Origin of the sequence: Ramlibacter sp. PS3R-8, from assembly GCF_037572435.1 — a bacterium.
Lineage (GTDB): Bacteria > Pseudomonadota > Gammaproteobacteria > Burkholderiales > Burkholderiaceae_C > Ramlibacter.
Genome location: NZ_JBBHGT010000001.1, coordinates 724,603 through 748,346, shown reverse-complemented (window position 1 = coordinate 748,346; position 23,744 = coordinate 724,603). Strand labels below are relative to the sequence as shown.

Here is a 23,744-nt window from a genome sequence, read left to right as displayed (position 1 = left end):
AGGAAGAAGAGCCATGGAACATGTCCTGCCCCCGCTGCCGTACCCCATCGATTCGCTGGCGCCCGCGTACTCGAAGGAGACGCTGGAGTACCACCACGGCAAGCACCACAAGGCTTACGTCGACAACCTGAACAAGCTGCAGGTCGGCACCGAATTCGAGAACATGAAGCTCGAGGACATCATCAAGAAGTCCTCCGGCGCGATCTACAACAACTCCGCGCAGATCTGGAACCACACGTTCTTCTGGAGCTGCATGAAGCCGGCCGGCGGCGGCGAAGCCACGGGCGCGCTGGCGCAGGCCATCAACGCCAAGTGGGGCAGCTACCAGGCTTTCAAGGAAGCCTTCGTCAAGTCGGCCGTCGGCAATTTCGGCTCGGGCTGGACCTGGCTGGTGAAGAAGCCGGACGGCACCGTGGACATCGTCAACACCGGGGCGGCCGGCACGCCGCTGACCACCGCCGACCGCGCGCTGCTGACGGTGGACGTGTGGGAGCACGCGTACTACATCGACTATCGCAACGCCCGGCCGAAGTTCGTCGAGACCTTCTTCGACAAGCTGGTGAACTGGGAATTTGCTTCGAAGAACTTCGGTTGACCCGTCATTCCCGCGCAGGCGGGAATGCTGGGCGTCAAAGGAAAGGGCCGCGCAGGCCTTTCTTTCTGGAAACCCTGGTTCCCCGCCTGCGCGGGGATGACGGACTCAACGGAACGGCGTTCCCGTCAATCTGGCACCGGCCTTGACGCCCTTGCGGGCGAACCAGCCGGTGTTCATCTCCAGCACGTAGCGCACCGGTTGCGCCGAGCAGTGCGAGTCCAGCGTCTGCGGCTTCATCTCGTCGACGTTGACGATGGTGCCGTCGTCGGCCACGAAGGCGATCGACAGCGGCAGCAGGGTGTTCTTCATCCAGAAGCACTGCTGGCTGGGCGCCTCGAAGACGAACAGCATGCCCTCGTTCGGGGGCATCTCCTTGCGGAACATCAACCCCGTCATGCGCTCCTGGTGCGTGGACGCCACCTGGGCGTCGATCACGTGCATGCCGGTGGTGAGCTTCACCCGCGGCAGGTTCATCTGGGGCTCGTCGGCCCGGGCGGCACCGGCCAGGGCGAGGGCCGCGAGTGCGATGGCTAGAAACTTCTTCATGGCGCTATTGTGTGCGGGCACGGCCGGGCGCGTCGCGCGCGGACGCAAAAATGCCCGCGCGCGGCGGGCATCCGGGTGACCGGGTCGGGATTACTTTGCGGCCGAAGCAGCCTTCTTGGAGGCGGCGGCCTTCTTGTCGGCAGCCTTCTTGTCAGCTGCCTTCTTGTCGGCGGCCTTCTTGGAGCCGGAGGCGGCGGCGGCCGGGGCGGATGCGCCGGCCATCGGTGCGCCGGCGTGCGAGGCGGCAAAGCCGGAGACGGCGAAGAAGGAGGCGACCAAGGCGACGATCAGCTTGTTCATGAGGGAAGTTCCTTTTTGGGATGTTGTGGCGCTGTTTTCCCTCCGGAACGCCCGGAAGGCTCACCCGTAACGGCAGGTGAAGCAATAAGGTTGACATCGTCGCGCGCGCAGGCGATCAGGGTATTCACGGGGAGGTCTAGAATTTCGCCATGGCCTACCAGCACATCAAGGTCCCGACGCAGGGCCGGAAGATCACCGTCAACGCCGACATGTCGCTGAACGTGCCGGACGACCCGATCATTCCCTTCATCGAGGGCGACGGGACCGGCATCGACATCACGCCCGTGATGCTCAAGGTGGTGGACGCGGCCGTGCAGAAGACGTACGGCGGCAAGCGCAGGATCCACTGGATGGAGATGTTCGCCGGCGAGAAGGCCACCAGGGTGTATGGCCCGGACGTCTGGCTGCCCGACGAGACGCTGGCTGCGGCCCGCGAGTACGTCGTGTCGATCAAGGGGCCGCTGACCACGCCGGTCGGCGGGGGCATCCGCTCGCTGAACGTGGCGCTGCGCCAGGAGCTGGACCTGTACGTCTGCCTGCGCCCGATCCAGTACTTCAAGGGCGTGCCCTCGCCGCTGAAGGAGCCCGAGAAGACCAACATGGTGATCTTCCGGGAGAATTCGGAAGACATCTACGCCGGCATCGAGTACGAGGCGAGCTCGGACAAGGCCAAGAAGATCATCGAGTTCCTGACCAGGGAACTGGGGGTCAAGAAGATCCGCTTCCCGAACACGTCGGCCATCGGCATCAAGCCGGTGTCGATCGAAGGCACCCAGCGCCTGGTGCGCAAGGCCTTCCAGTACGCGATCCACAACGACAGGCCCTCGGTGACGCTGGTGCACAAGGGCAACATCATGAAGTTCACCGAGGGTGGCTTCCGTGACTGGGGCTACGAGCTCGCGCGCAAGGAGTTCGGGGCGGTGGAGATTGACGGCGGCCCCTGGATGAAGTTCAGGAATCCGCGCACCGGCAAGGACATCGTGGTGAAGGACGCCATCGCGGACGCCTTCCTGCAGCAGATCCTGCTGCGCCCGGCCGAGTACAGCGTGGTGGCCACGCTCAACCTCAACGGGGACTACATCTCCGACGCGCTGGCCGCGCAGGTCGGCGGCATCGGCATCGCCCCCGGCGCCAACATGAGCGACTCGGTGGCCATGTTCGAGGCCACGCACGGCACCGCGCCCAAGTACGCGGGCAAGGACTACGTGAACCCCGGCTCCGAAATCCTGTCGGCCGAGATGATGCTGCGGCACATGGGCTGGACCGAAGCGGCCGACATGATCATCTCCTCGCTGGAGAAATCGATCCTGTCGAAGAAGGTCACGTACGACTTCGCCCGGCTGATGGAGGGCGCCACGCAGGTCAGCTGCTCGGGTTTCGGGCAGGTCATGATCGACCACATGTGACGCTGGCGGGGTCGCTGACGCGAACCCGCCCTACGCCGACACGCCGACACGGCGGCACGGCGGCACGGCGGCACGGCCACACGGCCACACGGCCACACGGCCACACGCCGACACGCCGACACGCCGACACGCCGACACGCCGACACGCCGACACGCCGACACGGCGACACGGCGACCCGTAAGGCGGGTTCGCGCAGCGACCCCGCCATGCTCCAACACAGCCGCCTCCGGGCGGCTTTTTGCCGGCCACTCCCACGGCGTAAAATGCCATGCTGCATCGTGACGCCCCGCCGTCCCCGACCAACCTTCCTGAGAGACATCCCCTTGGCTGCCGACCGTTCGAAGATCATCTACACGCTCACCGACGAGGCCCCGTACCTCGCCACGCACTCGTTCCTTCCCATCGTGCGCGCCTTCGCCGCGGCGGCCGACATCGAGGTGGTCGAGAGCGACATCTCGGTGGCGCATCGCGTCCTCGGCGAGTTCCCGGACTTCCTGACGGACGCGCAGAAGGTGCCCAACACGCTCGCAGAGCTTGGCAAGAAGACCCTGCAGCCCGACGCCAACATCATCAAGCTGCCCAACATCAGCGCCTCGCAGAACCAGCTGGTCGGCGCCATCCGCGAGTTGCGTGCCAAGGGCTACATGGTTCCCGAGTACCCGGAGAACCCGAAGACCGACGAGGACAAGGCGATCCTCCGGCGCTATTCGAAGGTGCTGGGTTCCGCCGTGAACCCGGTGCTGCGCGAGGGCAACTCGGACCGCCGCGCGCCCCGGGCTGTGAAGGAATTCGCCCGCAAGCACCCGCACAGCATGGCCGAGTGGAGCCCCGCCTCGCGCACCCACGTGTCCCACATGGTCGGCGGCGACTTCTACGCCAGCGAGAAGTCGTTGACGCTCGACAAGGCCCGCGAAGTGAAGATGGAGCTGATCACGAAGTCCGGCAAGGTCCAGGTCCTGAAGGCCAGGGTCCCGCTGATGGAAGGCGAGATCATCGACTCGATGTTCATGAGCAAGAAGGCGCTGCTGGCCTTCTACCAGAAGCAGATCGACGACGCCAAGGACACCGGCGTGATGTTCTCGCTGCACGTCAAGGCGACGATGATGAAGGTCTCGCACCCCATCGTCTTCGGCCACGCCGTGCGCACCTTCTACAAGGAGGCCTTCGCCAAGCACGGCAAGCTGTTCGACGAACTCGGCGTGAACGTGAACAACGGCATGGCCAACCTGTACGACAAGATCGCCACGTTGCCCCAGTCGCAGCAGGACGAGATCAAGCGCGACCTGCACGCCTGCCTGGAAAATCGCCCGGCGCTGGCGATGGTGGACTCGGCCAAGGGCATCACCAACTTCCACTCGCCCAACGACGTGATCGTCGACGCGTCGATGCCGGCGATGATCCGCGCGGGCGGCAAGATGTACGGCGCCGACGGCCGCCTGAAGGAAGTCAAGGCCGTCATCCCCGAGTCGACCTTCGCCCGCATCTACCAGGAGATCATCAACTTCTGCAAGTGGCACGGCAACTTCGACCCGAAGACGATGGGCACCGTGCCCAACGTGGGCCTGATGGCGCAGCAGGCCGAGGAATACGGCTCGCACGACAAGACCTTCGAGATCCTGGAGGACGGCGTCGCCAATATCACCGACCTGGCCACCGGCGAGGTGCTGCTGTCCCAGAACGTCGAGCAGGGCGACATCTGGCGCATGTGCCAGACCAAGGACGCCGCCATCCGCGACTGGGTCAAGCTGGCCGTCACGCGCGCGCGCAACTCCGGCATGCCCGCGGTGTTCTGGCTGGACAACTACCGGCCGCACGAGTCGGAGATCCGCAAGAAGGTGGAGCGGTACCTGAAGGAACACGACACCAAGGGCCTGGACATCCAGGTGATGAGCCAGACGCGCGCCATGCGCTTCACGCTGGAGCGCGTGAGCCGCGGCCTGGACACGATCAGCGTCACCGGCAACATCCTGCGTGACTACCTCACCGACCTGTTCCCCATCATGGAGCTGGGCACCAGCGCCAAGATGCTGTCGATCGTGCCGCTGATGGCCGGCGGCGGCATGTACGAGACGGGCGCGGGTGGCTCGGCTCCCAAGCACGTCCAGCAGCTGGTGGAGGAAAACCACCTTCGGTGGGATTCGCTCGGCGAGTTCCTGGCGCTGGCCGTGAGCCTGGAAGACGAAGGCATCAAGACCGGCAACAAGAAGGCCAAGATCCTGGCCGACGCACTGGATGCCGCCACCGGCAAGCTGCTCGAGAACAACAAGAGCCCGTCGCCCAAGACCGGCCAGCTCGATAACCGTGGCAGCCAGTTCTACCTGACCCTGTACTGGGCGCAGGCGGTGGCGGCGCAGACCGACGACGCCGCCCTCGCGAAGCGGTTCGCGCCGCTGGCCAAGTCACTGGCCGACAACGAGAAGAAGATCGTCGACGAGCTCAATGCCGTGCAGGGCAAGCCGGTGGACGTGGGGGGCTATTTCTTCCCGGACCGCGACAAGGTGACCGAGGTGATGCGGCCCAGCAAGACGTTCAATAGCGCCCTGGAGGCTTTCCAGTCCTGATGCGATGCCGGGGTCGCCTGCGGCGAACCCGGCCTACGAGCCACCGGCCGGCAGGACCCGCAAAAGCTGGAAAAGCCGCCTAAGGGCGGCTTTTTCGCTGGATGCGAGGCTGCCTAGGGCTTGGGCGCGTGCTCGCCGCCGTGACCGCCGCCTGCCGCATGGAACTGCGGCGCGCGCACCTTCGGCTGGCGCGGCGGCCGCTCCACGCCGGTGGCGGGCTGGGTCTGGATGGCGCCGGGCTGGGCGGTGATGTTCTGCGCCAGCTGGCCCTTGGGGCCCTGCTGGACGTCGAAGCTCACGCGCGACCCCTGCTTGAGGGTCTTGAAGCCCTCCATCGTGATCGCCGAGAAATGGGCGAAGATGTCCGAGCCGCCGCCGTCGGGCTCGATGAACCCGAAGCCCTTGGCATCGTTGAACCATTTGACTGTGCCGGTCGCCATGCTGCGCGCCCCCGTTTATTGTTCCCTCAACTGCGCGCGAGTGTCGTGCAACCACGCTCAGCTGTCAATATTTTCACTTACTGCAGCGCAAGTGCGCGTCAGCAAACGAATCTTTCATTTCGGGCCCGATTTCCCGGGAGAAAAATGCGCACCGGTCGCGCTTGTCGCTTGAATGTGACGGGAGCGCCTCCAATTCACCTTGGGTCGGCAGGCGCGATTGCCGGTCGATAGAATGAAATTCATGGCCAGCAAGACACCTCTCCCGCCCCCGGCCGGTCCGGCGATCCGGCCGTCGGACAACAGTGGCGACTCGGTGGTCGCAGAGCGTAAGACCCAGAAGACCAAGCCCCCGCAGATGTACCAGGTCGTCATGTTGAACGACGACTACACGCCGATGGAATTCGTGGTGGTGGTGATCCAGGAGTTTTTCAACAAGGACAGGGAGACGGCCACGCAGATCATGCTGAAGATCCACCTCGATGGAAAAGCCACTTGCGGGGTCTATTCCCGCGACGTGGCGGGCACCAAGGTCCAGCAAGTGCAGGAGGCCGCCCGCCAGGCGGGGCATCCCCTGCAATGCGTGAGTGAACCGGTGGACTGATCCACACTCAGAAGCAGGAACGACTAGTTTTGAACGTCAGGCAGAAGGAAATCTCATGATTGCCCAGGAATTGGAAGTCAGCCTCCACATGGCCTTCGTGGAAGCGCGTCAGCAGCGCCACGAGTTCATCACCGTGGAGCATCTCTTGCTGGCCCTGCTGGACAATCCCAGCGCGGCTGAAGTGCTGCGTGCATGCAGCGCGAACATCGACGACCTGCGCAAGTCGCTGGCGAACTTCATCAAGGACAACACGCCCCAGGTCGCGGGCACCGATGACGTGGACACCCAGCCGACACTGGGCTTCCAGCGCGTCATCCAGCGCGCGATCATGCACGTGCAGTCCACCGGCAACGGCAAGAAGGAAGTGACCGGCGCCAACGTGCTCGTCGCGATCTTCGGCGAGAAGGACTCGCACGCCGTCTACTACCTGCACCAGCAGGGAGTGACGCGCCTGGACGTTGTGAACTACATCGCCCACGGCATCAAGAAGAGCGACCCGCCGGAGCCCGCCAAGGGCGGCGAGAACGCCTCGTCCGAAGAGGGCGAGGGCGGCGAGAAGAACGAGAAGGCGTCGCCGCTCGAGCAGTTCACGCTCAACCTGAACCAGGCCGCCAAGGACGGCAAGATCGATCCGCTGATCGGCCGCGAGTACGAGGTCGAGCGCGTGATCCAGATCCTGTGCCGCCGCCGCAAGAACAACCCGTTGCTGGTCGGCGAGGCCGGCGTGGGCAAGACGGCCATCGCCGAGGGCCTGGCCTGGCGCATCGTCCAGAAGGACGTGCCCGACATCCTGGCCGACTCCAGCGTGTATTCGCTCGACATGGGCGCGCTGCTGGCCGGGACCAAGTACCGCGGCGATTTCGAGCAGCGCCTGAAGGGCGTGCTGCGCTCGCTGAAGGACAAGCCCAACGCGATCCTGTTCATCGACGAGATCCACACCCTCATCGGCGCCGGCGCGGCGTCGGGCGGCACGCTGGACGCATCGAACCTGCTGAAGCCGGCGCTCTCCAGCGGCCAGCTCAAGTGCATCGGCGCGACCACGTTCACCGAGTACCGCGGCATCTTCGAGAAGGATGCGGCGCTGTCGCGGCGCTTCCAGAAGGTCGACGTCGTCGAGCCGACGGTGGAGCAGACGATCGAGATCCTCAAGGGCCTGAAGTCGCGCTTCGAGGAGCACCACAGCGTGAAGTACGCGGCCACGGCGCTGCAGGCCGCGGCCGAACTGTCGGCGAAGTACATCAACGACAGGCACCTGCCCGACAAGGCGATCGACGTCATCGACGAGGCCGGCGCGGCCCAGCGCATCCTGCCGGTGGGCAAGCGCAAGAAGACCATCTCCAAGGCCGAAGTCGAGGAGATCGTGGCCAAGATCGCGCGCATCCCGCCCGCCTCGGTGTCCAACGACGACCGCGGCAAGCTGCAGACCCTGGAGCGCGACCTGAAGTCGGTGGTGTTCGGCCAGGACAAGGCGCTGGAAGTGCTGGCGGCCTCGGTCAAGATGGCGCGCAGCGGCCTGGGCCGCGGCGACAAGCCGATCGGCTCGTTCCTGTTCTCCGGCCCCACGGGCGTCGGCAAGACGGAAGCGGCCAAGCAGCTGGCCTACATCATGGGCATCGAGCTGATCCGCTTCGACATGTCCGAGTACATGGAGCGGCATGCGGTGTCGCGCCTGATCGGCGCGCCGCCCGGCTACGTCGGCTTCGACCAGGGCGGGCTGCTCACCGAGGCGGTGACCAAGAAGCCGCACTCCGTGCTGCTGCTCGACGAAATCGAGAAGGCGCACCCGGACATCTTCAACGTGCTGCTGCAGGTGATGGACCATGGCACGCTGACCGACAACAACGGGCGCAAGGCCGACTTCCGCAACGTGATCGTGATCATGACCACGAACGCGGGCGCCGAGACGATGAACAAGTCGGTGATCGGTTTCACCAACGAGCGCAGCCCGGGCGACGAGATGGCCGACATCAAGCGGCTGTTCACCCCCGAGTTCCGCAACCGCCTGGACGCGACGGTCAGCTTCAAGCCGCTGGACGAGCAGATCATCCTGCGCGTCGTCGACAAGTTCCTGCTGCAACTCGAGCAGCAGCTGGCCGAGAAGAAGGTGGAAGTGACCTTCACGGACAACCTGCGCAAGCACCTGGCCAAGAAGGGCTTCGACCCGCTGATGGGGGCCCGTCCGATGCAGCGCCTGATCCAGGACACGATCCGTCGTGCACTGGCCGACGAGCTGCTGTTCGGAAAGCTCACCGAAGGCGGCCGCCTCACGGTCGACATCGAGGTCAAGACCGACGACAAGGGTGTCGAGACGTCCGACGTGCAGCTGGACATCCAGCCGCTGTCGAAGAAGGAACGCGGGGCGAAGCCGGAGCCGGAGGAGATCTCCACGGATGGTCAATAACCATCGCCCCTGAAGATGAAGCCGCCCCTCGGGGCGGCTTTTTCATGGCGGGGTCGCTGGCGCGAACCCGCCCTACGCAGGGACCGCTGCGTTTTGTAGGGCGGGTTCGCGCAGCGACCCCGCCGTGCCTGCGTCACGCCTCCAGCAGCTTCATGATCCGCTTCCAGTGCTTCGCCTCCACCGGCGTGATCGACAGCCGATTGCCCTTGCGCAGCACCACCAGGTCCTGCAGTTGCGCATCGGCGCGCAGTTCGGGCAGCCCGAGGTTGCGCGTCTTGCGCACCACCTGCACGTCCACCAGCACCCAGCGCGGTTCTTCCTTCTTCGATGCGGGGTCGTGGTACGGCGACTTGCGGTCGAACTGCGTCGGGTCGGGGTAGGCCGTGGATGCCACGCGCGCGATGCCCACGATGCCGGGCTCGGCGCAACTGGAGTGGTAGAAGAGCACGCCGTCGCCCACGCGCATGCCATCACGCATGAAATTGCGCGCCTGGTAGTTGCGCACGCCGGTCCAGGGGACCGTGGATTGCGGCGCGGCCAGCGCGTCATCGACCGACACTTCGTTCGGTTCGGATTTCATCAGCCAGTAATTCATTGCTTGCCCCGCAGTGCAGCGCGTCCCCGGAAGCCCGCCGGCGCGCCGGCGCGTGACTCGATGCGGATGCCTTCGTTCCACTTCGCCATGCGCTCCGAGCGGGCGAAGGAGCCGACTTTCAGTTGTCCGGCGTTCCAGCCGGTCGCCAGGTGGACGATGGCCACGTCTTCCGTCTCGCCGGAGCGCGCCGAGACGATGGTCGCATAGCCTCGCTCCTGCGCGGCTTGCAATGCCGCGAGCGTTTCGGTGATGGTGCCAGCCTGGTTGGGCTTGATCAGGGCGCAATTGCACGCGCCGCGATCGGCCGCCTGCCGCACCCGGCTTGCATTGGTCACCAGGTAGTCGTCCCCCACCACCTGCACGCGATGGCCGACGGCGTGGGTGAACGCGGCAAGCCCCGCTTCGTCGTCTTCGGCCAGGGGGTCCTCGATGGAGACGATCGGATAGCGGTCGACCCAACCCACCAGGCGCTCGCACAGGCCGTCGGAGTCCAGCTCCTGGTTCTCCAGCGCCAACCGGTAGCGGCCGCCGTGACCGAATTCGGACGCGGCAATGTCCAGTGCGATCGCCACTTCGCCGCCCGGGACGTAGCCCGCCCTCTCGATCGCGGCCACCAGCGCGTCCAGCGCGTCCTCGTTGCGCGCGAAGCTCGGCCACCAGCCGCCTTCGTCCGCCACGCCGGCGAGCGAACCGCGCTGCGCCATCAGCTCGCCGGCGGCGCGGTAGACCTCCGCGGTCATCTCCATGGCGTGCGCGAAGGACTCGGCGCCGGTGGCGATCACCATGAAGTCCTGCACGTCCACGCGGCGTCCGGCGTGCGCGCCGCCGCCGAAGATCTGCACCTGCGGCAGCGGCAGCTGCACCGGCCGCCCTTGCGCCAGGTACTGCCAGAGCGGCTGGCGCGCCTGCGCGGCGGCTGCATGCAGCACCGCCAGCGAGGTGGCGATCAGGGTGTTGCCGCCCAGCCGCGACTTGTCGGGCGTGCCGTCCAGTGCGATGAGCATTGCGTCGATCCCCGCCTGGTCCGCGGCTTCGCGGCCGGCGAGCGCGGGTTCGATCTCCCGCTGCACGGCCGCGAGCGCCTGCTGCACATCGCGGCCGCCAAAGCGGGTGCCGCCGTCGCGCAGTTCCGCGGCCTCGCGCGTGCCGCGCGATGCGCCCGCCGGTGCGATGCCGATGCCCAGCGTGCCGTCCGCATTGGCCACCTCGACTTCGACGGTGGGGCGGCCGCGCGAGTCCCAGATGCGGCGGGCGTGGACGTGCTGGATGGTCATGCGGCGAATTCCAGGGCCCAGCGGACCGCGACGGTTTCAAGGGAGGTGGGGGACTGCTGCAGCAGCGCGATGGAATGACTGCGCACGGCGTCGCGTTGCGGCCGGGACAGGTATTCGACCGGGGATTTCCCGTCGATGCGGGCCAGCGCCAGCGCGGGCAGCAGCGTGGCAATGCGCTCCTGCAGCGTCGCAGGCGACTCCCAGTGGACATGCGCGAAATAGGCATGGGCGAAGCCATGGAAAGCATTCATCAGCGCGCGGCCGTGGGCAGGCAGGTGCGCCGCCTTCAGGAGGAAGTGGTTGAGGCAGAAGGCGACGTCGAAGGCGGGGTCGCCGAACCACGCGCATTCGGCGTCCAGCAGCACCGGCCCGTGGGGGCCCGCCAGCACGTTCTTGGGGCTCACGTCGCCGTGCACCAGGACCCTCCGCGTCGAAGCCGTGCGCTCCACCAGCGCCAGCAGCGTAGCGGCCAGCGCAGGGTGCTCCCGCGCGCACTCCAGCAGGTAGGGTTCCAGCCGCAGGGCGTGGAAATGGGCGTCGTTGGCAAAGCGCACGGCCAGTTCGGCATCGTCGGCGGTGGACGCGTGGATGCGGCCCAGCACGTCCCCGACGAAGCGGGCCAGCGACACGTCGATGCGTCCGGCGAGCAGTTCCGACTTCCAGTTGCGGTACTCGTCGCCCAGGAACGGCATGACGAAGCTCTGCGTTGCGGCATCTTCCCCCAGCACCGCGGGCACGCGCCCCGGAACGATGGCCGCCGCGGCGCGCAGCCAGGCGATTTCCGAGAACACCCGTTCGACGGGCACTTCCCAATGCTTGGCCACTTTCAGCCGGGGCAAGGCCTGCTTCACGCAGTAGCGGCCGGACGCCAGATCCACCCGGTAGATGCCCGACGAGACCCCGCCCGTCAATGCCACGGCGCGCACGTCCTCGTCCGGCTGCGCCAGGCCCAAGGCCAGGAAGATCCGGCGCAGCGCCGCCGCATCGTCCGCGAGTTCCGTATGGGCCATGGATGGATTATGGTCAAAGGCGCGTCGGCTTCGACATCGTGCGCTAGCATTCCGGGCCTGCACAGGGCGCAAGAAGAGGAATCCCGTGACCGCATCCCCCATCCCGCTGAAGGTCGTCGTCATGGGCGCCGGCGCCGTCGGCTGCTACTTCGGCGGCATGCTGGCGCGGGCCGGTCACCACGTCACCCTGGTGGCCCGGCCGGCCCACGTGGAGGCCATCACGCGTGATGGCCTGCGCATGGAGACGAAGACTTTCGACGAGCGCGTCCGGCTGCAGGCAGCAACCGAGCCCGCGGCGGCACGCGACGCCGAGCTGGTCCTGTTCTGCGTGAAGTCGATGGACACGGAGGCCGCCGGACGCCAGCTCCGGCCGCTGTTGCGCCCCGGCGCGCTGGTGCTGTGCCTGCAGAACGGGGTGGACAACGCAGACCGGCTGCGCGCCGTGCTGCCGGAACATGCGGTGGCGGCGGCCGTGGTGTACGTGGCCACCGAGATGGCCGGGCCCGGCCACCTGAAGCACCATGGCCGCGGCGAACTGGTGATCGAACCCGCGCGTGGCAGCGAGCCCGTGGCGCAGGCTCTCGTCGCAGCCGGCGTGCCGACCGAAGTCTCGGCCAACGTCCGTGGCGCACTGTGGCTCAAGCTGCTGCTCAACTGCGCGTACAACGCCGTCTCGGCGATCGCGCAGCAGCCCTACGGCAAGAACGTGCAGTCCGAGGGCATCTGGGACGTGATGCACGACGTGGTGGACGAATGCCTGGCCGTCGCCAGGGCGGACGGCGTGGAGGTCCCGGGGGACCCGCACGCCGCCACGCGCAAGCTGGTGGAGAGCATGCCGGCCCAGTACTCGTCCACCGCGCAGGACCTCGCCCGCGGCAAGCCGACGGAGATCGATTTCCTCAATGGCTACGTCGTCCGCCGCGGCCAGGCGCTCGGCATCCCCACGCCCGCCAATCGCGTGCTGTGGGCCCTGGTCAAGCTGCTCGAAGGCAAGCGCTGACCGGCCCCGCAGCCGCGACGCCGCCACGGCAGGGGTGGCTGGTGGCCAACCTCGTCTCGCAGCTGGCCTTCGGCCTGCTGGCCATGACCATCACGCTGCCGTCCATGCAGGACTGGCCGGCGGAATTCGGCGCCAGCCAGGCCGCGGTGCAGCTGACCTTCAGCGGCTTCATCGTGGCGTTCGGCGGCCTGCAACTGGCCTACGGTGCGGTGTCGGACCGGGTGGGACGCAAGCCACTGCTGCTGCTCGGGTTGATGCTCGCCATGCTGGGCTCACTCGCAGCGGCGCTGGCTCCGAACCTGCTCATGCTGACGCTCGCGCGCGTGCTGCAAGGCGCGGGCGCCGCCGCGGGCATGGTTCTGGGGCGAGCGATGGTGCAGGACCTGTTCGACGGCCCCGAGCGCACGAAGATGATGGCGTTCATCGGCATGACCATGGGCGTGTGCCCGCCGGTGGCCACGTTGATCGGCGGCCAGCTGCACGTGCGCTTCGGCTGGCGCGCCAACTTCGTGCTCGTGACGCTGGTGGCCTGCGTGCTGCTGCTGGCCGCATGGCGGGGCTTGCCGTCGCGGGCTCCGGACACCGCTGGCAAGGCGAGCGGACTGCGCGAACTGCTCGCCGGCTACCGCCGGTTGATGCGTGAGCCGGGGTTCCTGCTGTACGTGACCATGCTGGCTTCGACCACGGCCACCTTCTACACCTTCCTGGGGGGAGCGCCGATCGTGCTGAAAGCCTACGGCGTCACGCCCGAACGCGTGGGCTGGTACATCATGTGCATTCCCATCGCGTACATCTTCGGCAACCTGTGGACGAGCCGACTGATCCGTGGCAGCAGCGACCGCCGCATCATGGCCCTGGGCCAGGTGTTCACGGTCTGCGGCCTGTTGCTGGTGCTGGCGCTTGGACTCGCCGGGGCAGGCAGCCCCCTTGCGCTGGCCTTGCCGCTGTTGCTGCTGGGCGTGGGGCACGGGCTGCTGGCGCCGCCGACGCTGGCCGCGACGGTCGGCCTGGTGCCGGCGCTGGCGGGATCCGCGGCCGCGGTCGGCGGGCTGTTGCAGCAGGTGAGCGGCGGCGTCGGCGCGTTTGCGGTCGGCCTGGTGCCGCACGATGGGCAAGTGAACCTGGCGCTGTTGATGCTGGCGTGGACCGCCTGCGGCGCCGCGGCGCAGTGGCTGCTGCGCCGCCGTCGCTAGGCGACGCTATCCGCCGAGACGGTGCCGCAGGAAGAACGCGGCCATCGCCTGCGAGGCGCTCGGTCCCTGCGGATCGGTGAAGGAGCCGCTGGCGTGGCCACCCGACCAGGCATGCGGGCCGGCAGTGAGCTTCCAGCTTTCGACCATGGCCTTGCCGCCGGCGTCCACCCATTCGATGCGCGTCGCCGCGCGCGCGCCAGCCACGTGCTCCTCGCGCCGCTGCAGCGGAACGCCGCTCGCGGCTGCCGCTGCCACCTGGCGCTGCACGACGGCCTCGCCGTTGCCCGGCGCGACGGTCTTGTCGGCGCTGCCATGGAACACGATGGTCGGCAGCAAGGAAGGCGCAGCCGCGGCGCTGCCTGCCGCCTTGCGCATGGCCGTGAAGGCCGACGGCACGTCGTGCGCGGCGCGCGGTGGCAAGCCGGAATGGATGCCGACCGCGGCAAACACGTCCGGGTACAGCTCGCCGAGCGTCGCGGCCAGCGCGCCGCCGGCCGACAGCCCGGCGACGTAGACGCGCTGCGGATCACCGCCGTGCAGGGTGAGCACCGACGCGACCAGCGCCGCGACCATGGCCGGCTCGCCGGCGCCCCGCTTCTGGTTCTGCGGCTCGAACCAGTTCCAGCAACCCATCTGGTTGGCCTTGCGCAACTGCTCCGGATACACGACCAGGAAACCGTCGCGCGCCGCCACCTCGTTCATGCCCGTGCCGCGCGCAAAGTCTTCGGAGTCCTGCTTGCACCCGTGCAGCATCACGATGACGGGCAGCAGCGCGGCCGCGTCCGGCCGGGCCGGTTCATACAGGCGGTAGCGCCAGCGATGCCCGCCGTGCGCGAAGACATGCGCGGTAAAGGATGCGGCGTGCGGCTGCGAGGCCGCGTGCTCCGGGTGGGGCGCAGTCGCCGCGCCCGCTTCCGCACGAGGCAACGGGCGCGCCACCTCGCGGTACGGCACATCGGCGACATCGTTCGCAGCGGTTTGTCGATCGGGCTCCGGCGCACCAGGTTGGCGCTCCACAGCGCCCGCCAAGGCCTGCTGGATGTAGCGCGTGGCTTCCGCGAGCCGCCCCTGCCGGGTGAGCCTGGTCGCCCACTCCATCACTTCTGCCGTCTTGCTCATGGCCTCTCCCTGCTTTATGGTTGTTGCACTGCACCATATCAGGCGGGAGGGCAGGATCACAAGGCGTGATCCTGCTTTATTGCGGCAGAGCCAGCAAGCTGTCAGCTCGCGTCGTCAGCGCGCCTGGTCAGCTTGCGCCACCAAGGACTTCGCCGAACAACTGCCACTGCTTGCCCGTGAACTTGGACAGCTGCGCCTGGCTAACGGGCGCGTGGTCGGCCGGGCCCGTGTTCATCGCGATGCCGGGCAGCAGCAGCCCCGGCTTGAAGTTCTTCAGGTTCTCGGCCTGCCGCTTGATGTTGTCGGTGGACAGGTCGTTGCCGCACTGCTTGAGCACCTGCACCATGGTCTGCGCGGAGATGTACGCATAGATGTTGGTGGCGTCGTCGACGTTGCCCTCCCGGTAGTGCCGGCCCATGAAGGCGCGCCACTCCAGCATCGACGGGTCGTCCTTCCATTGCGGGTCGGTCGCGTCCTTGTAGTACTGGACGGTGACAAGACCCACCGACTTGTCCAGGCCCGCGGGCGTGAGCACCGAGCCGACCGACGCGCCCACGTTGTTCAGCAGGTGCAGCGGCTTCCAGCCGGTGTCGAAGGCGGCGCGCACCGCCTGCGCCGCGAACTTGGGCGTGGTGATGTTGATGAAGGTGTCGGCGCCGGAGGACTTCAACGTGAGGATCTGCGAATCCACCGTGGGGTCGGTCACTTCGTACGTGGCCTGCGCGACGATCATCTTCGCGTTCGGCCCTTTCAGCACGGCCTTCACGCCTTCGAGCACGTCCTTGCCGTAGTCGTCGTTCTGGTAAAGGATGGCAATCTTGGCATTGGGCTTTTCCTTGAGCAGGTAGCGCGCGTAGATCTCGCCCTCGGTCTGGTAGCTCAGGTTGAAGCCGAAGGTCCACGGATAGTTCTTCGGGTCGTTCCACTTCGTCGCGCCGGTGGCCACGAACAGGTGGGGCACCTTCTTGGCGTTGACGTACTTGTGGATCGCCGTGTTGCTGGGCGTGCCGAGGGTCTGGAACAGGGCGAGCACCTGTTCCTGCTCCACCAGCCTGCGCACCTGCTCCACCGCGCGGGGCGGGCTGTAGCCGTCGTCCAGCGAGATCAGGTTGATCTTGTGGCCGTTGACGCCGCCGGCGTCGTTGATCATCTTGAAGTACGCCTGGTGCAGGCGGCCGATGGTGCCGTACGCCGACGCCGGGCCGCTGTACGGCATGGTCTGCCCCAGCTTGATCTCCTTGCCTTGCGCGCGCACGAACGCCGGCAGCGCCAGCGCCGCCGACGCACCCAGGACCTGCCTTCTCGATACGGTTTTCATGGTTGCTTCCTTTCGTTCCAGGACAGAGACACACACATCACAGAGGGCGCGCCTCGCTGCGCGCTTGCCGCCTTGCCAGCTTGTGGCGCACCAGCCGCACGAGGCCGGCGACGCCCGTGGGCATCAGGTACATCAGGCCGATCAGGAACACCCCGTAGATCGCCCAGGGGGCGGCACGGGAGATCTGGTCGGCGATGTTGGGAATGAACTGGATGAACAGCGCGCCGTAGATGGCGCCCGAGATCGAAGCGAGCCCGCCCACCACCACGCCCACCAGCAGCGTGAGCGAGAGGAACACGGAGAAGGAGTCGGGCGAGGCGAACTGCACGGCGATGGCCGACAGCGCGCCGGCCACGCCGGTGTAGAGCGCGGAGACGCCGAAAGTGAGCGACTTGTACATGGCGGTGTTCACGCCCATGGCCTGCGCGGCGATGGGTTGGTCGCGGATGGCGACCAGCGCACGGCCGATCCGCCCGCGCAGCAGGTTCCACGCCGCGAAGAACAGCAGCACTACCCAGAACAGGGTGAAGAAGTAAAGCCACTGGTCCTGGCTCAGCGGAATGCCCGGGGGAGCCTCCGGCTTGAGGATCACCACGCCCATCGCGCCGCCGGTCCAGTGTTCCAGTCCCTTGTGCTTGAGGATCTGCGGCATGGCCACGCCGAGCGCGAAGGTGGCAAGCGCCAGGTACAGCCCCTCCAGCCGCAGCGCCGGCAGGCCGAACAGGAAGCCCGCCACGAGGCACACCACGCCGGCCACCGGGATCGTCGCCCAGTAAGGCCAGTTCGCCTTGTCCATCAGGATGGCGGCCGTATAGGCGCCGATCGCGAAGAACGCGCCGTGCCCCAGCGAGATCTGCCCGTTGTAGCCGGTCAGCATGTTCAACCCGAGCAGCGCGATGGCGTAGGCCAGCGCCAGCGTGAGCTGGAACACCCGGTAGTTGCCCAGCACGAAGGGCAGGGCGCAGGCGATGAGCAGCAGCACGACGAGGCCCAGGACCTGCCGCCGGCTGAGGGCGGCCTTCGGTGCTGCGGCGGGAGTGAAATCGGCCATGCGTCAGACCCTCGCCACATGAACCCGGCCGAACAGCCCGGACGGTTTGAGCACCAGCACCGCGACGATGATGACCAGCGCCACCGTCAGCTTGAGGTCGGTGCCCAGGTAGATGCCCACCACGTTTTCCAGCACGCCGACGATGAAGCCGCCGACCACCGCGCCGCCGGGGCTGTCGATGCCACCCAGCAGCGCCGCCGCGAAGGCGTACAGCAGGATGCCGCCCATCATGTTGGGCTCGAGGAAGACGATCGGCGCCACCATCATCCCGGCCACCGCGCCGATGGCGGATGCCAGGCCCCAGCCGAGCGCGAGCATCCAGCCGACGCGCACGCCCACCAGCCGGCTCGACACCGGGTTCTGCGCGGCTGCGCGCATGGCCAGCCCCAGCGGGGTGAAGCGGAAGAAGACGAACACCAGGCTCAACACCACCAGGGTCACGGCGACGGAACCCACCCCGTGGGCGCTCATGCCGAAGATCGGTTGCGACGGGAACGGGCTGGGGAAGGGCTTGATCGTGTAGCTGTAGATCCAGCCGGCGATGCTGTTGAAGATCACCAGCAGGCCGATGAAGACGATGACCACCGAGAGCACCGGCGCGTTCTCCACCGGGCGGATGATCACGCGTTCGATCACGACCCCGCCGATGAACGCCAGCACCACGGTGAGCACGAAGGCCACCCAGTAAGGCACCCCGGCCTGCAGCAGCGACCAGCAGATGTAGGTGGCGAACATGGCGAGCTCGCCCTGGGCGAAGTTCACCAGGTGCGTGGCCTGGTAGATCATCACCAGCGCCAGCGCCACGCTGGCGTAGATGCCGCCGGTGGCCAGGCCGGACAGGACTTGGGGCAGCAGCTGGTCCAAGCGGTCTCCTCAATAACCGAGATACGAGCGGCGCACCGCCTCGTCGTTGCGGATGGATTCGGCGCTGCCGGAGATGACCACGCGGCCGGTCTCGAGCAGGTACGCATGGTCGGCCAGCTTGAGCGCCAGCGCGGCGTTCTGCTCCACCAGCAGCATGCTGGAGCCTTCCTTCTGGTTGATCTCGCGGAAGATGGCGAACAGCTCCTGCACGATGCGCGGCGCCAGGCCGAACGAGGGCTCGTCCAGCAGCAGCAGCCGCGGGCGCAGCATGAGGGCGCGCGACACCGCCAGCATCTGCTGCTCGCCGCCGGAGAGCGTGCCGGCCTGCTGCTTGCGGCGCTCGCGCAGCCGCGGGAAGTACTGGTAGATCCGTTCGTAGTCCGCTTCCACCTGCGCCCGGTCGCGCCGGGTGTAGGCGCCCATGCGCAGGTTTTCTTCCGCCGTCAGGTGCATGAAGGTGCCGCGCCCGTCCGGCACGTGCGCCACGCCCATGCGCACGATGGCCTCGGTGGCCTTGCCATCGATGCGCTGGCCGGCCAGCGTGATCTCGCCCTCGGTCCTGACCATGCCGCACATCGCCCGCAGCGTGGTCGTCTTGCCCGCGCCATTGGCCCCGAGGATGGTGGTGATGCCGCCGGTGCGCACGTCGAAGTCGATGCCGTGCAGCACGCGCGTGGGGCCGTACTGCGCGTGCAGCTTGCGCACCTGCAACAACGCCTCCGTCATGCTTCCTCCACCCCGAGGTACGCGCGCACGACGTCCTCGTTGGCCTGCACTTCGGCTGGCGTGCCGTCCGCGATCTTCTTGCCGAAATCCAGGGCCACCACCTGGTCGGACACGCGCATCACCAGGCTCATGTGATGCTCCACCAGCAGGATGGTCAGCGACAGCTCGGAGCGGATGCGCTTGAGCAGCTCGCGCAGCACGTCCACTTCTTCGTGGTTCAGGCCGGCCGCCGGTTCGTCGAGCAGCAGCAGCTTGGGCTGCGCCATCAGCGCGCGGGCCAGCTCCACGCGCTTTTGCCAACCGAAGGGCAGGTCCGCGACCGGGCGGTGCGCTTCGGCGGACAGGTCGAGCAGCCGGATCGTCTCGGCTGCCCGCGCGGCCAGCGCCTGCTCTTCGCGCCGCACGCGCGGCAGCCGCAGCGCGTTGGCCAGGAAACCGCTGGTGGTGCGGCAGTGGCCGCCGAGCATCACGTTGTCCGCCACGCTCATCGTGCGGAACAGCGCCAGGTTCTGGAAGGTGCGGCCGATGCCCAGCGAGGCGATACGATGCGCCGCATGGTCGGTGAGCGGCCGGCCCTCGAACAGGATGCGGCCTTCGCTGAACGTGTACAGCCGCGACAGGCAATTGAAGAGCGTGGTCTTGCCGGCGCCGTTGGGGCCGATCAGCCCTGCAATGGTGCCGGGCCGTACCTGGAACGAAACGCGGTCCAGGGCGGTGATGCCACCGAAACGCACGGTGACGTCGCTGACGTCGAGCAGGGCTGGCGATGGGCTGGCAGGCATGGGTCCGCAGTCGGTCTCCTCAAGCCGTGCTTATGCGCCCAAGTCGGGCCGGGCACCTACCGTGGAAACCCCGCGCCCTGTCGCTTGCGCGTCAAGGCACACTCCTCGACCCGCCGATCAGCCCGGGATTTCGGGCTCCGGGGAGGCCGTCTTGCCCAATGCGTCCTGCGCGGGCTGCAGCACGCCGAGCAGGTCCGACGTGGTGCGAAGGACCAGGCCCACCCCGGCGTCGCGCAGTTCCCGTTCGGTGCCGAAGCCGCACAGCACGCCCACCGTCTGCGCGCCCGCCGACACGCCGGTGCGCACGTCGATGGTGGTGTCGCCGATCATCAGGCAAGCGGCCGGCTCGACGCCCATCTGCTGCGCCGCATAGAGCAGCGGTTCGGGGTGCGGTTTCATCCGCCGGGTGGTCTGCGCGCCGACGACGGCCTTGAACAGGTCGCGCACCCCGTAGTGCTCCAGGAAGCGCTCCACCCTCGGCGCGCTGCCGGTGGAAATGGTCGCCATGGGGTAGTGCTCCGCGAGCTTGACCAGCATCTCCTTGACGCCCGCCATCATTTCGTGCGGCACTTCGTCGAGGGCTTCGGGGTTGCGGGTGTGGCCCGGGTCTGCCTGCCGTTGGCGGGTGGCCTTGATGCGCTCGCGCAGGCGTGACACGGGGACATCCAGGCCCAGGCGGTCCAGCAACGCATAGGCGCCGTGGACCGGCGTTTCCAGTCCCATGACCACCTGCCGTGCGACGCGCTCGCTGCGCCGGCCGCTGACTCCGGGCACCGCGTCCAGCATCCTGGCGAGCTGGGCGACGATGTGGTCGTCCGTATCGGAGATGGTGCCGTCCACGTCGAAGCAGAGGGCGCGGATGCGGGTAAGGTCGAGGGGCATCGTGCAATGACTGGGCAGCTTGGCCCGAGCATAAGGAGTCATCGGGAGTGCGATCGGCGCGATGGCCGACGTTTCCATGTAGGCCAACGCCGCCAATTGGCTCGACCGGCTGCGGTAAGTACGTCACCGTACAGATCAGCATGGTGCGAGCCACCAGACTGCGGCGTGAACTGCGGCTCTGCATTCCTGCGAGCGCCGCCAGTTTTCGCACTTGACTGGACTCCCATGAAATACGCAGCAGCTTTCTCCATCGCCTTCGCGGCTCTGACCCTCTCCGCATGCCAGCGTGAGGTGGTGGTGGCCCCGGCTCCCGCCCCTGCCGTCATCGCCGTACCGGGACCCGCAGGCGCCACCGGCGCGACCGGCAGCACCGGCAGCACCGGCAGCACGGGCAGCACGGGCAGCACGGGCAGCACCGGCACGATGGGTGCGACGGGCTCCACGGGTGACACGGGCGCGACGGGCTCCACGGGCTCCACCGGCTCCACGGGTGCGACGGGCTCCACCGGTGACACGGGTGCGACGGGCCAGCGCGGCAGGACGGGCGACACCGTCATCCTGGTGCCGCCCGCAACGCCGGCACGCTGATCGACGGCTGAGGCGCCTGCCGCCCGAGCCTCGGCTCGGCGCGCAGGGTTTGTGGAGCGGTGTTAACTTCTGAGTTGACGCCATGCTTTCCCACCTCACATCGCCGCAAGAACTGCCGGCCGTCCCGCTCGCTGAAATGCGAGGTCCCCTGGAACGGTTGCCCAAGTGGGTCATCTGCATCCCCCTGGTCGTGCAGTGGCTGTGGCTCGGGTTGCGGCATGGCAGCTTGTCGCTGCCGACCGTTGCCAACCCCCGCATCACCGCGGGCGGCATGGTGGGCGAAGGCAAGCTCGAATACTTCGTGGGGATGGGACCCGTGGCGCGCGCAGCCACGGCGCGGCACTGCGGGCTTCGCGTGGAGGAAGGTCTTTCACGCGAGACCATCGAGACGTGCATGCGCTGCGCCGGCCTCGGCTTTCCCCTGGTCGCCAAGCCCGACCTCGGCCTGTGCGGGCACGGGGTGCGACGCATCGACAGCTGGGACGAACTGCAGCTGTACATCGAGCACTTTCCGCGCGGCGAGACCGTTGTCCTGCAGGAGTACCTGCCGCAGGAGGGCGAAGCGGGAATCTTCTATGCACGGGACCCCGACTCCGGGGAAGGTCGCCTCATCGGCCTGGCCTTGCGCGAGTTTCCACGCGTCACTGGCGACGGCGTGCGCAACATCGGTGACCTCGTTTCGGCGGATGGGCGGGCGCGGCGCGTTGCATCCCGGTGGCACCAGTGGACCCACGACCCGAACCATGTGCCGACCGCGGGCGAAGTCGTCAGGCTGTCGACGATCGGCTCGACCCGGGTGGGCGGGCTGTACCGGGACGGACAGCACCTCATCACCCCCGAGCTCACCCGCGCCATCGACGGGATCGCGCGCGACATGCCGGACTTCCATTTCGGCCGCTTCGACGTGCGCTTCGAAAGCACGCGCGAACTCGCCGCTGGCCGCGGCCTGCGCATCATGGAGGTGAACGGCGCAGGCTCCGAGGCGATCCAGGCGTGGGACCCGCGCACGCCGCTGTTGCGCGGGTTCGCCATCATCTTCGCCAAGCAGCGGGTGCTCTTCGACATCGCGGCCGCGCGCCGCCGGGAAGGATGGCGCCCCCTGGCGCTCATCGCGCTGGCCCGGCTCAACGTCCGGCAGCAACGGCTCATCGCACGGTACCCGGCCTCCAATTGACACCCCACCTGGAAATCGCATGGGCGCGGGATGCCGCGGAAGTCAGCGCAGCGCAGCGCTTGCGCTACCAGGTCTTCGCCGGGGAGTTGGGCGCGCGTCTCGACACCGCGGGTGTCGCCGCCGGCCTGGACGCGGACCGGTTCGACCCCTTCTGTGATCACCTGATCGTGCGCGCCGGTCCGCCGGACGCAGGCATCGTGGTCGGCACGTACCGCGTGTTGCCGCCCGCGCGTGCGCGCGCTGCCGGCGGCTACTACACGGACACGGAATTCGACCTGGCTCCTCTGGCGCCCTTGCGCCGCCGCGCCCTGGAACTCGGGCGATCGTGCGTGCATCCGGCATGGCGCAGTGGCAGCGTGATCCTTGCGATGTGGGGCGCCCTGGGCTCGTACATGCAGCGCCATCGGCTCGAGACGATGATCGGGTGCGCCAGCATCGGCATGGCCGACGGCGGGGCCAATGCCGCAGCACTCTGGCGCAGCCTGCGCCGCACGCACCTGGCCCCTTCGCGCTGGCATGTCACGCCGCATCATCCGTTGCCCGATGTGGGGGCAGCGGAGGGGCCAGCCGTCGCCCCACCGCTGCTGAAAGGCTACTTGCGCTGCGGCGCGCGCGTCATCGGGGCGCCGGCACTCGACACGGCCTTCGGCACCGCCGACCTGCCGTTGATGCTGCGCATGGAGGACATGGCGCCGCGCTACCGCCGTCGCCTGTTGCAGCCGCCGGCCGGCTAGCTTTTCCGGGCCGATCGCCCGCGGCGGGGCGTGGCGGGCGTCCCGTCGGAGAAAGCCTCCTCGTGGACGGCCGCGTCATCCACGGCGAGGGGGCCGTCGAAAGTACCCTGGAGCGTTTCGATGTTCACGGGGTCCCGGTACTGGGGCAGCTTCGCCTGCAGCCCAAGCGGACCCGACGTCACCCGTAGCCGCACGACATCCCCACCCACTTCCCGGCAATAGTCGTAGACACCGGGCTTCCACACTTCGCGGGCCTCGTGCAGGCGGTGGGTGCCCAGCACGTTGCCAATTCGCGTCTTCAGGAAATTCCGTTCCACCTGGATCGCCTGGACCCGCGCGAACAGGGCGTCGACGCCGCGCCGGTCACCGCCGCCCCGGCTGAGTTCGAACGCCTGGGTGAGCAATGCGCCTTCTTGCTCCACCAGTTCGGTGACCCGGGAGCGTAACGCTGCAATGCTTTCTTCTTGGGGCATGCGAGCCATTGTGGGGCGTGGCCGCAGGATTACAGCAAGCCTTTGAGCCGCGTGCCCGTCGGTGATGCACTCACATCAGGATACCTGCTGTAAGGGCGCGCGTAGGGATC

Annotated in this window: 23 protein-coding genes and 1 pseudogene; 10 read left to right on the top strand and 14 right to left on the bottom strand. The window is 67.6% G+C overall.

What is annotated here, in order from left to right:
* Positions 1 to 13: 13 nt before the first annotated feature.
* Positions 14 to 595 (top strand): superoxide dismutase, encoded by a 582-nt coding sequence (locus WG902_RS03500; protein WP_340058527.1) that lies wholly within the window; start codon positions 14 to 16, stop codon positions 593 to 595.
* A 105-nt stretch (positions 596 to 700) separates the two neighbouring features.
* On the opposite strand, the gene WG902_RS03495 is transcribed toward WG902_RS03500, so the two are convergent.
* Both WG902_RS03495 and WG902_RS03490 read right to left on the bottom strand, forming a co-directional pair.
* A complete protein-coding gene (locus tag WG902_RS03495) occupies positions 701 to 1,141 on the bottom strand; it encodes a DUF192 domain-containing protein (RefSeq protein ID WP_340058526.1) in 441 nt (146 codons plus the stop codon).
* Between the two features lie 90 nt (positions 1,142 to 1,231).
* On the bottom strand, positions 1,232 to 1,441 hold the full coding sequence (locus WG902_RS03490) for a hypothetical protein (protein WP_340058525.1): 210 nt from the start codon (positions 1,439 to 1,441) through the stop codon (positions 1,232 to 1,234).
* A 149-nt stretch (positions 1,442 to 1,590) separates the two neighbouring features.
* Here WG902_RS03490 and icd point away from each other — a divergent pair, with 149 nt between their 5' ends.
* Positions 1,591 to 2,847, top strand: coding sequence for an NADP-dependent isocitrate dehydrogenase (gene icd / locus WG902_RS03485; protein ID WP_340058524.1), 1,257 nt, complete (start codon positions 1,591 to 1,593; stop codon positions 2,845 to 2,847).
* 324 nt (positions 2,848 to 3,171) lie between these two features.
* Positions 3,172 to 5,409, top strand: a complete 2,238-nt coding sequence (locus WG902_RS03480) for an NADP-dependent isocitrate dehydrogenase (RefSeq protein WP_340058523.1) — start codon at positions 3,172 to 3,174, stop codon at positions 5,407 to 5,409.
* A 242-nt stretch (positions 5,410 to 5,651) separates the two neighbouring features.
* On the opposite strand, the pseudogene WG902_RS03475 reads toward WG902_RS03480, so the two are convergent.
* A pseudogene (locus WG902_RS03475) lies at positions 5,652 to 5,849 on the bottom strand (cold-shock protein); the annotation flags it as partial.
* Between the two features lie 241 nt (positions 5,850 to 6,090).
* Between WG902_RS03475 and clpS the strand changes: the two are divergent.
* Both clpS and clpA read left to right on the top strand, forming a co-directional pair.
* A complete protein-coding gene (gene clpS, locus WG902_RS03470; protein WP_340058522.1) occupies positions 6,091 to 6,450 on the top strand; it encodes an ATP-dependent Clp protease adapter ClpS in 360 nt (119 codons plus the stop codon).
* A 55-nt stretch (positions 6,451 to 6,505) separates the two neighbouring features.
* The gene (clpA, locus tag WG902_RS03465; protein WP_340058521.1) at positions 6,506 to 8,851 is read left to right on the top strand and encodes an ATP-dependent Clp protease ATP-binding subunit ClpA; all 2,346 of its coding nucleotides are present in this window, start codon (positions 6,506 to 6,508) and stop codon (positions 8,849 to 8,851) included.
* Between the two features lie 133 nt (positions 8,852 to 8,984).
* On the opposite strand, the gene WG902_RS03460 is transcribed toward clpA, so the two are convergent.
* The 3 genes from WG902_RS03460 to WG902_RS03450 are packed head-to-tail and all read right to left on the bottom strand — an operon-like array spanning position 8,985 to position 11,730.
* The gene (locus WG902_RS03460) at positions 8,985 to 9,446 is read right to left on the bottom strand and encodes an EVE domain-containing protein (RefSeq protein ID WP_340058520.1); all 462 of its coding nucleotides are present in this window, start codon (positions 9,444 to 9,446) and stop codon (positions 8,985 to 8,987) included.
* A complete protein-coding gene (gene eno, locus WG902_RS03455) occupies positions 9,443 to 10,720 on the bottom strand; it encodes a phosphopyruvate hydratase (protein ID WP_340058519.1) in 1,278 nt (425 codons plus the stop codon). The genes WG902_RS03460 and eno overlap by 4 nt, the downstream gene beginning before the upstream one ends.
* Positions 10,717 to 11,730, bottom strand: coding sequence for a phosphotransferase (locus WG902_RS03450; RefSeq protein ID WP_340058518.1), 1,014 nt, complete (start codon positions 11,728 to 11,730; stop codon positions 10,717 to 10,719). Before WG902_RS03450 ends, eno begins: the two co-directional genes overlap by 4 nt.
* A gap of 106 nt (positions 11,731 to 11,836) precedes the next feature.
* On the opposite strand from WG902_RS03450, the gene WG902_RS03445 reads away from it, so the two are divergent.
* On the top strand, positions 11,837 to 12,730 hold the full coding sequence (locus WG902_RS03445; RefSeq protein ID WP_340059432.1) for a ketopantoate reductase family protein: 894 nt from the start codon (positions 11,837 to 11,839) through the stop codon (positions 12,728 to 12,730).
* Positions 12,731 to 12,771: 41 nt separating this feature from the next.
* The gene (locus WG902_RS03440) at positions 12,772 to 13,923 is read left to right on the top strand and encodes a Bcr/CflA family efflux MFS transporter (protein ID WP_340058517.1); all 1,152 of its coding nucleotides are present in this window, start codon (positions 12,772 to 12,774) and stop codon (positions 13,921 to 13,923) included.
* 6 nt (positions 13,924 to 13,929) lie between these two features.
* Here WG902_RS03440 and WG902_RS03435 read toward each other — a convergent pair whose 3' ends face one another.
* From WG902_RS03435 to WG902_RS03405, 7 genes are all read right to left on the bottom strand, one after another.
* On the bottom strand, positions 13,930 to 15,042 hold the full coding sequence (locus WG902_RS03435) for an extracellular catalytic domain type 1 short-chain-length polyhydroxyalkanoate depolymerase (RefSeq protein ID WP_340058516.1): 1,113 nt from the start codon (positions 15,040 to 15,042) through the stop codon (positions 13,930 to 13,932).
* Positions 15,043 to 15,169: 127 nt separating this feature from the next.
* Entirely contained in the window at positions 15,170 to 16,360 is a 1,191-nt protein-coding gene (locus WG902_RS03430; RefSeq protein WP_340058515.1) for an ABC transporter substrate-binding protein, read from the bottom strand.
* Between the two features lie 37 nt (positions 16,361 to 16,397).
* A complete protein-coding gene (locus tag WG902_RS03425; RefSeq protein WP_340058514.1) occupies positions 16,398 to 17,411 on the bottom strand; it encodes a branched-chain amino acid ABC transporter permease in 1,014 nt (337 codons plus the stop codon).
* Positions 17,412 to 17,414: 3 nt separating this feature from the next.
* Positions 17,415 to 18,275: a branched-chain amino acid ABC transporter permease gene (locus WG902_RS03420; RefSeq protein ID WP_340058513.1), complete on the bottom strand. Its 861-nt coding sequence runs from the start codon at positions 18,273 to 18,275 to the stop codon at positions 17,415 to 17,417.
* A 9-nt stretch (positions 18,276 to 18,284) separates the two neighbouring features.
* Positions 18,285 to 19,001, bottom strand: a complete 717-nt coding sequence (locus WG902_RS03415; protein WP_340058512.1) for an ABC transporter ATP-binding protein — start codon at positions 18,999 to 19,001, stop codon at positions 18,285 to 18,287.
* Entirely contained in the window at positions 18,998 to 19,783 is a 786-nt protein-coding gene (locus tag WG902_RS03410; RefSeq protein WP_340058511.1) for an ABC transporter ATP-binding protein, read from the bottom strand. Before WG902_RS03410 ends, WG902_RS03415 begins: the two co-directional genes overlap by 4 nt.
* Before the next feature lie 117 nt (positions 19,784 to 19,900).
* Positions 19,901 to 20,665, bottom strand: coding sequence for an HAD family hydrolase (locus tag WG902_RS03405; RefSeq protein ID WP_340058510.1), 765 nt, complete (start codon positions 20,663 to 20,665; stop codon positions 19,901 to 19,903).
* Between the two features lie 225 nt (positions 20,666 to 20,890).
* Between WG902_RS03405 and WG902_RS03400 the strand changes: the two genes are divergently transcribed.
* From WG902_RS03400 to WG902_RS03390, 3 genes are all read left to right on the top strand, one after another.
* Complete coding sequence (locus WG902_RS03400) at positions 20,891 to 21,253, top strand: collagen-like protein (RefSeq protein ID WP_340058509.1); 363 nt, start codon at positions 20,891 to 20,893, stop codon at positions 21,251 to 21,253.
* A gap of 157 nt (positions 21,254 to 21,410) precedes the next feature.
* The gene (locus WG902_RS03395; RefSeq protein WP_340058508.1) at positions 21,411 to 22,427 is read left to right on the top strand and encodes a hypothetical protein; all 1,017 of its coding nucleotides are present in this window, start codon (positions 21,411 to 21,413) and stop codon (positions 22,425 to 22,427) included.
* Complete coding sequence (locus tag WG902_RS03390; protein WP_445263650.1) at positions 22,343 to 23,161, top strand: GNAT family N-acetyltransferase; 819 nt, start codon at positions 22,343 to 22,345, stop codon at positions 23,159 to 23,161. Before WG902_RS03395 ends, WG902_RS03390 begins: the two co-directional genes overlap by 85 nt.
* On the opposite strand, the gene WG902_RS03385 is transcribed toward WG902_RS03390, so the two are convergent.
* A complete protein-coding gene (locus tag WG902_RS03385) occupies positions 23,158 to 23,634 on the bottom strand; it encodes a hypothetical protein (protein ID WP_340058506.1) in 477 nt (158 codons plus the stop codon). The two genes, WG902_RS03390 and WG902_RS03385, sit on opposite strands and share 4 nt — an antisense overlap.
* Positions 23,635 to 23,744: the final 110 nt, after the last annotated feature.

Excerpts from the sequence above, each read along its gene's own strand:
- icd (WP_340058524.1), top strand. The coding sequence starts at position 1,591 with ATGGCCTACCAGCACATCAAGGTCCCGACGCAGGGCCGGAAGATCACC.
- WG902_RS03490 (WP_340058525.1), bottom strand. The coding sequence starts at position 1,441 with ATGAACAAGCTGATCGTCGCCTTGGTCGCCTCCTTCTTCGCCGTCTCC.
- clpS (WP_340058522.1), top strand. The coding sequence starts at position 6,091 with ATGGCCAGCAAGACACCTCTCCCGCCCCCGGCCGGTCCGGCGATCCGG.
- WG902_RS03495 (WP_340058526.1), bottom strand. The coding sequence starts at position 1,141 with ATGAAGAAGTTTCTAGCCATCGCACTCGCGGCCCTCGCCCTGGCCGGT.
- WG902_RS03390 (WP_445263650.1), top strand. The coding sequence starts at position 22,343 with ATGGCGCCCCCTGGCGCTCATCGCGCTGGCCCGGCTCAACGTCCGGCA.
- WG902_RS03425 (WP_340058514.1), bottom strand. The coding sequence starts at position 17,411 with ATGGCCGATTTCACTCCCGCCGCAGCACCGAAGGCCGCCCTCAGCCGG.
- WG902_RS03435 (WP_340058516.1), bottom strand. The coding sequence starts at position 15,042 with ATGAGCAAGACGGCAGAAGTGATGGAGTGGGCGACCAGGCTCACCCGG.
- WG902_RS03430 (WP_340058515.1), bottom strand. The coding sequence starts at position 16,360 with ATGAAAACCGTATCGAGAAGGCAGGTCCTGGGTGCGTCGGCGGCGCTG.
- WG902_RS03500 (WP_340058527.1), top strand. The coding sequence starts at position 14 with ATGGAACATGTCCTGCCCCCGCTGCCGTACCCCATCGATTCGCTGGCG.
- WG902_RS03410 (WP_340058511.1), bottom strand. The coding sequence starts at position 19,783 with ATGCCTGCCAGCCCATCGCCAGCCCTGCTCGACGTCAGCGACGTCACC.
- WG902_RS03415 (WP_340058512.1), bottom strand. The coding sequence starts at position 19,001 with ATGACGGAGGCGTTGTTGCAGGTGCGCAAGCTGCACGCGCAGTACGGC.
- clpA (WP_340058521.1), top strand. The coding sequence starts at position 6,506 with ATGATTGCCCAGGAATTGGAAGTCAGCCTCCACATGGCCTTCGTGGAA.
- WG902_RS03450 (WP_340058518.1), bottom strand. The coding sequence starts at position 11,730 with ATGGCCCATACGGAACTCGCGGACGATGCGGCGGCGCTGCGCCGGATC.
- WG902_RS03400 (WP_340058509.1), top strand. The coding sequence starts at position 20,891 with ATGAAATACGCAGCAGCTTTCTCCATCGCCTTCGCGGCTCTGACCCTC.
- WG902_RS03460 (WP_340058520.1), bottom strand. The coding sequence starts at position 9,446 with ATGAATTACTGGCTGATGAAATCCGAACCGAACGAAGTGTCGGTCGAT.
- eno (WP_340058519.1), bottom strand. The coding sequence starts at position 10,720 with ATGACCATCCAGCACGTCCACGCCCGCCGCATCTGGGACTCGCGCGGC.
- WG902_RS03405 (WP_340058510.1), bottom strand. The coding sequence starts at position 20,665 with ATGCCCCTCGACCTTACCCGCATCCGCGCCCTCTGCTTCGACGTGGAC.
- WG902_RS03385 (WP_340058506.1), bottom strand. The coding sequence starts at position 23,634 with ATGCCCCAAGAAGAAAGCATTGCAGCGTTACGCTCCCGGGTCACCGAA.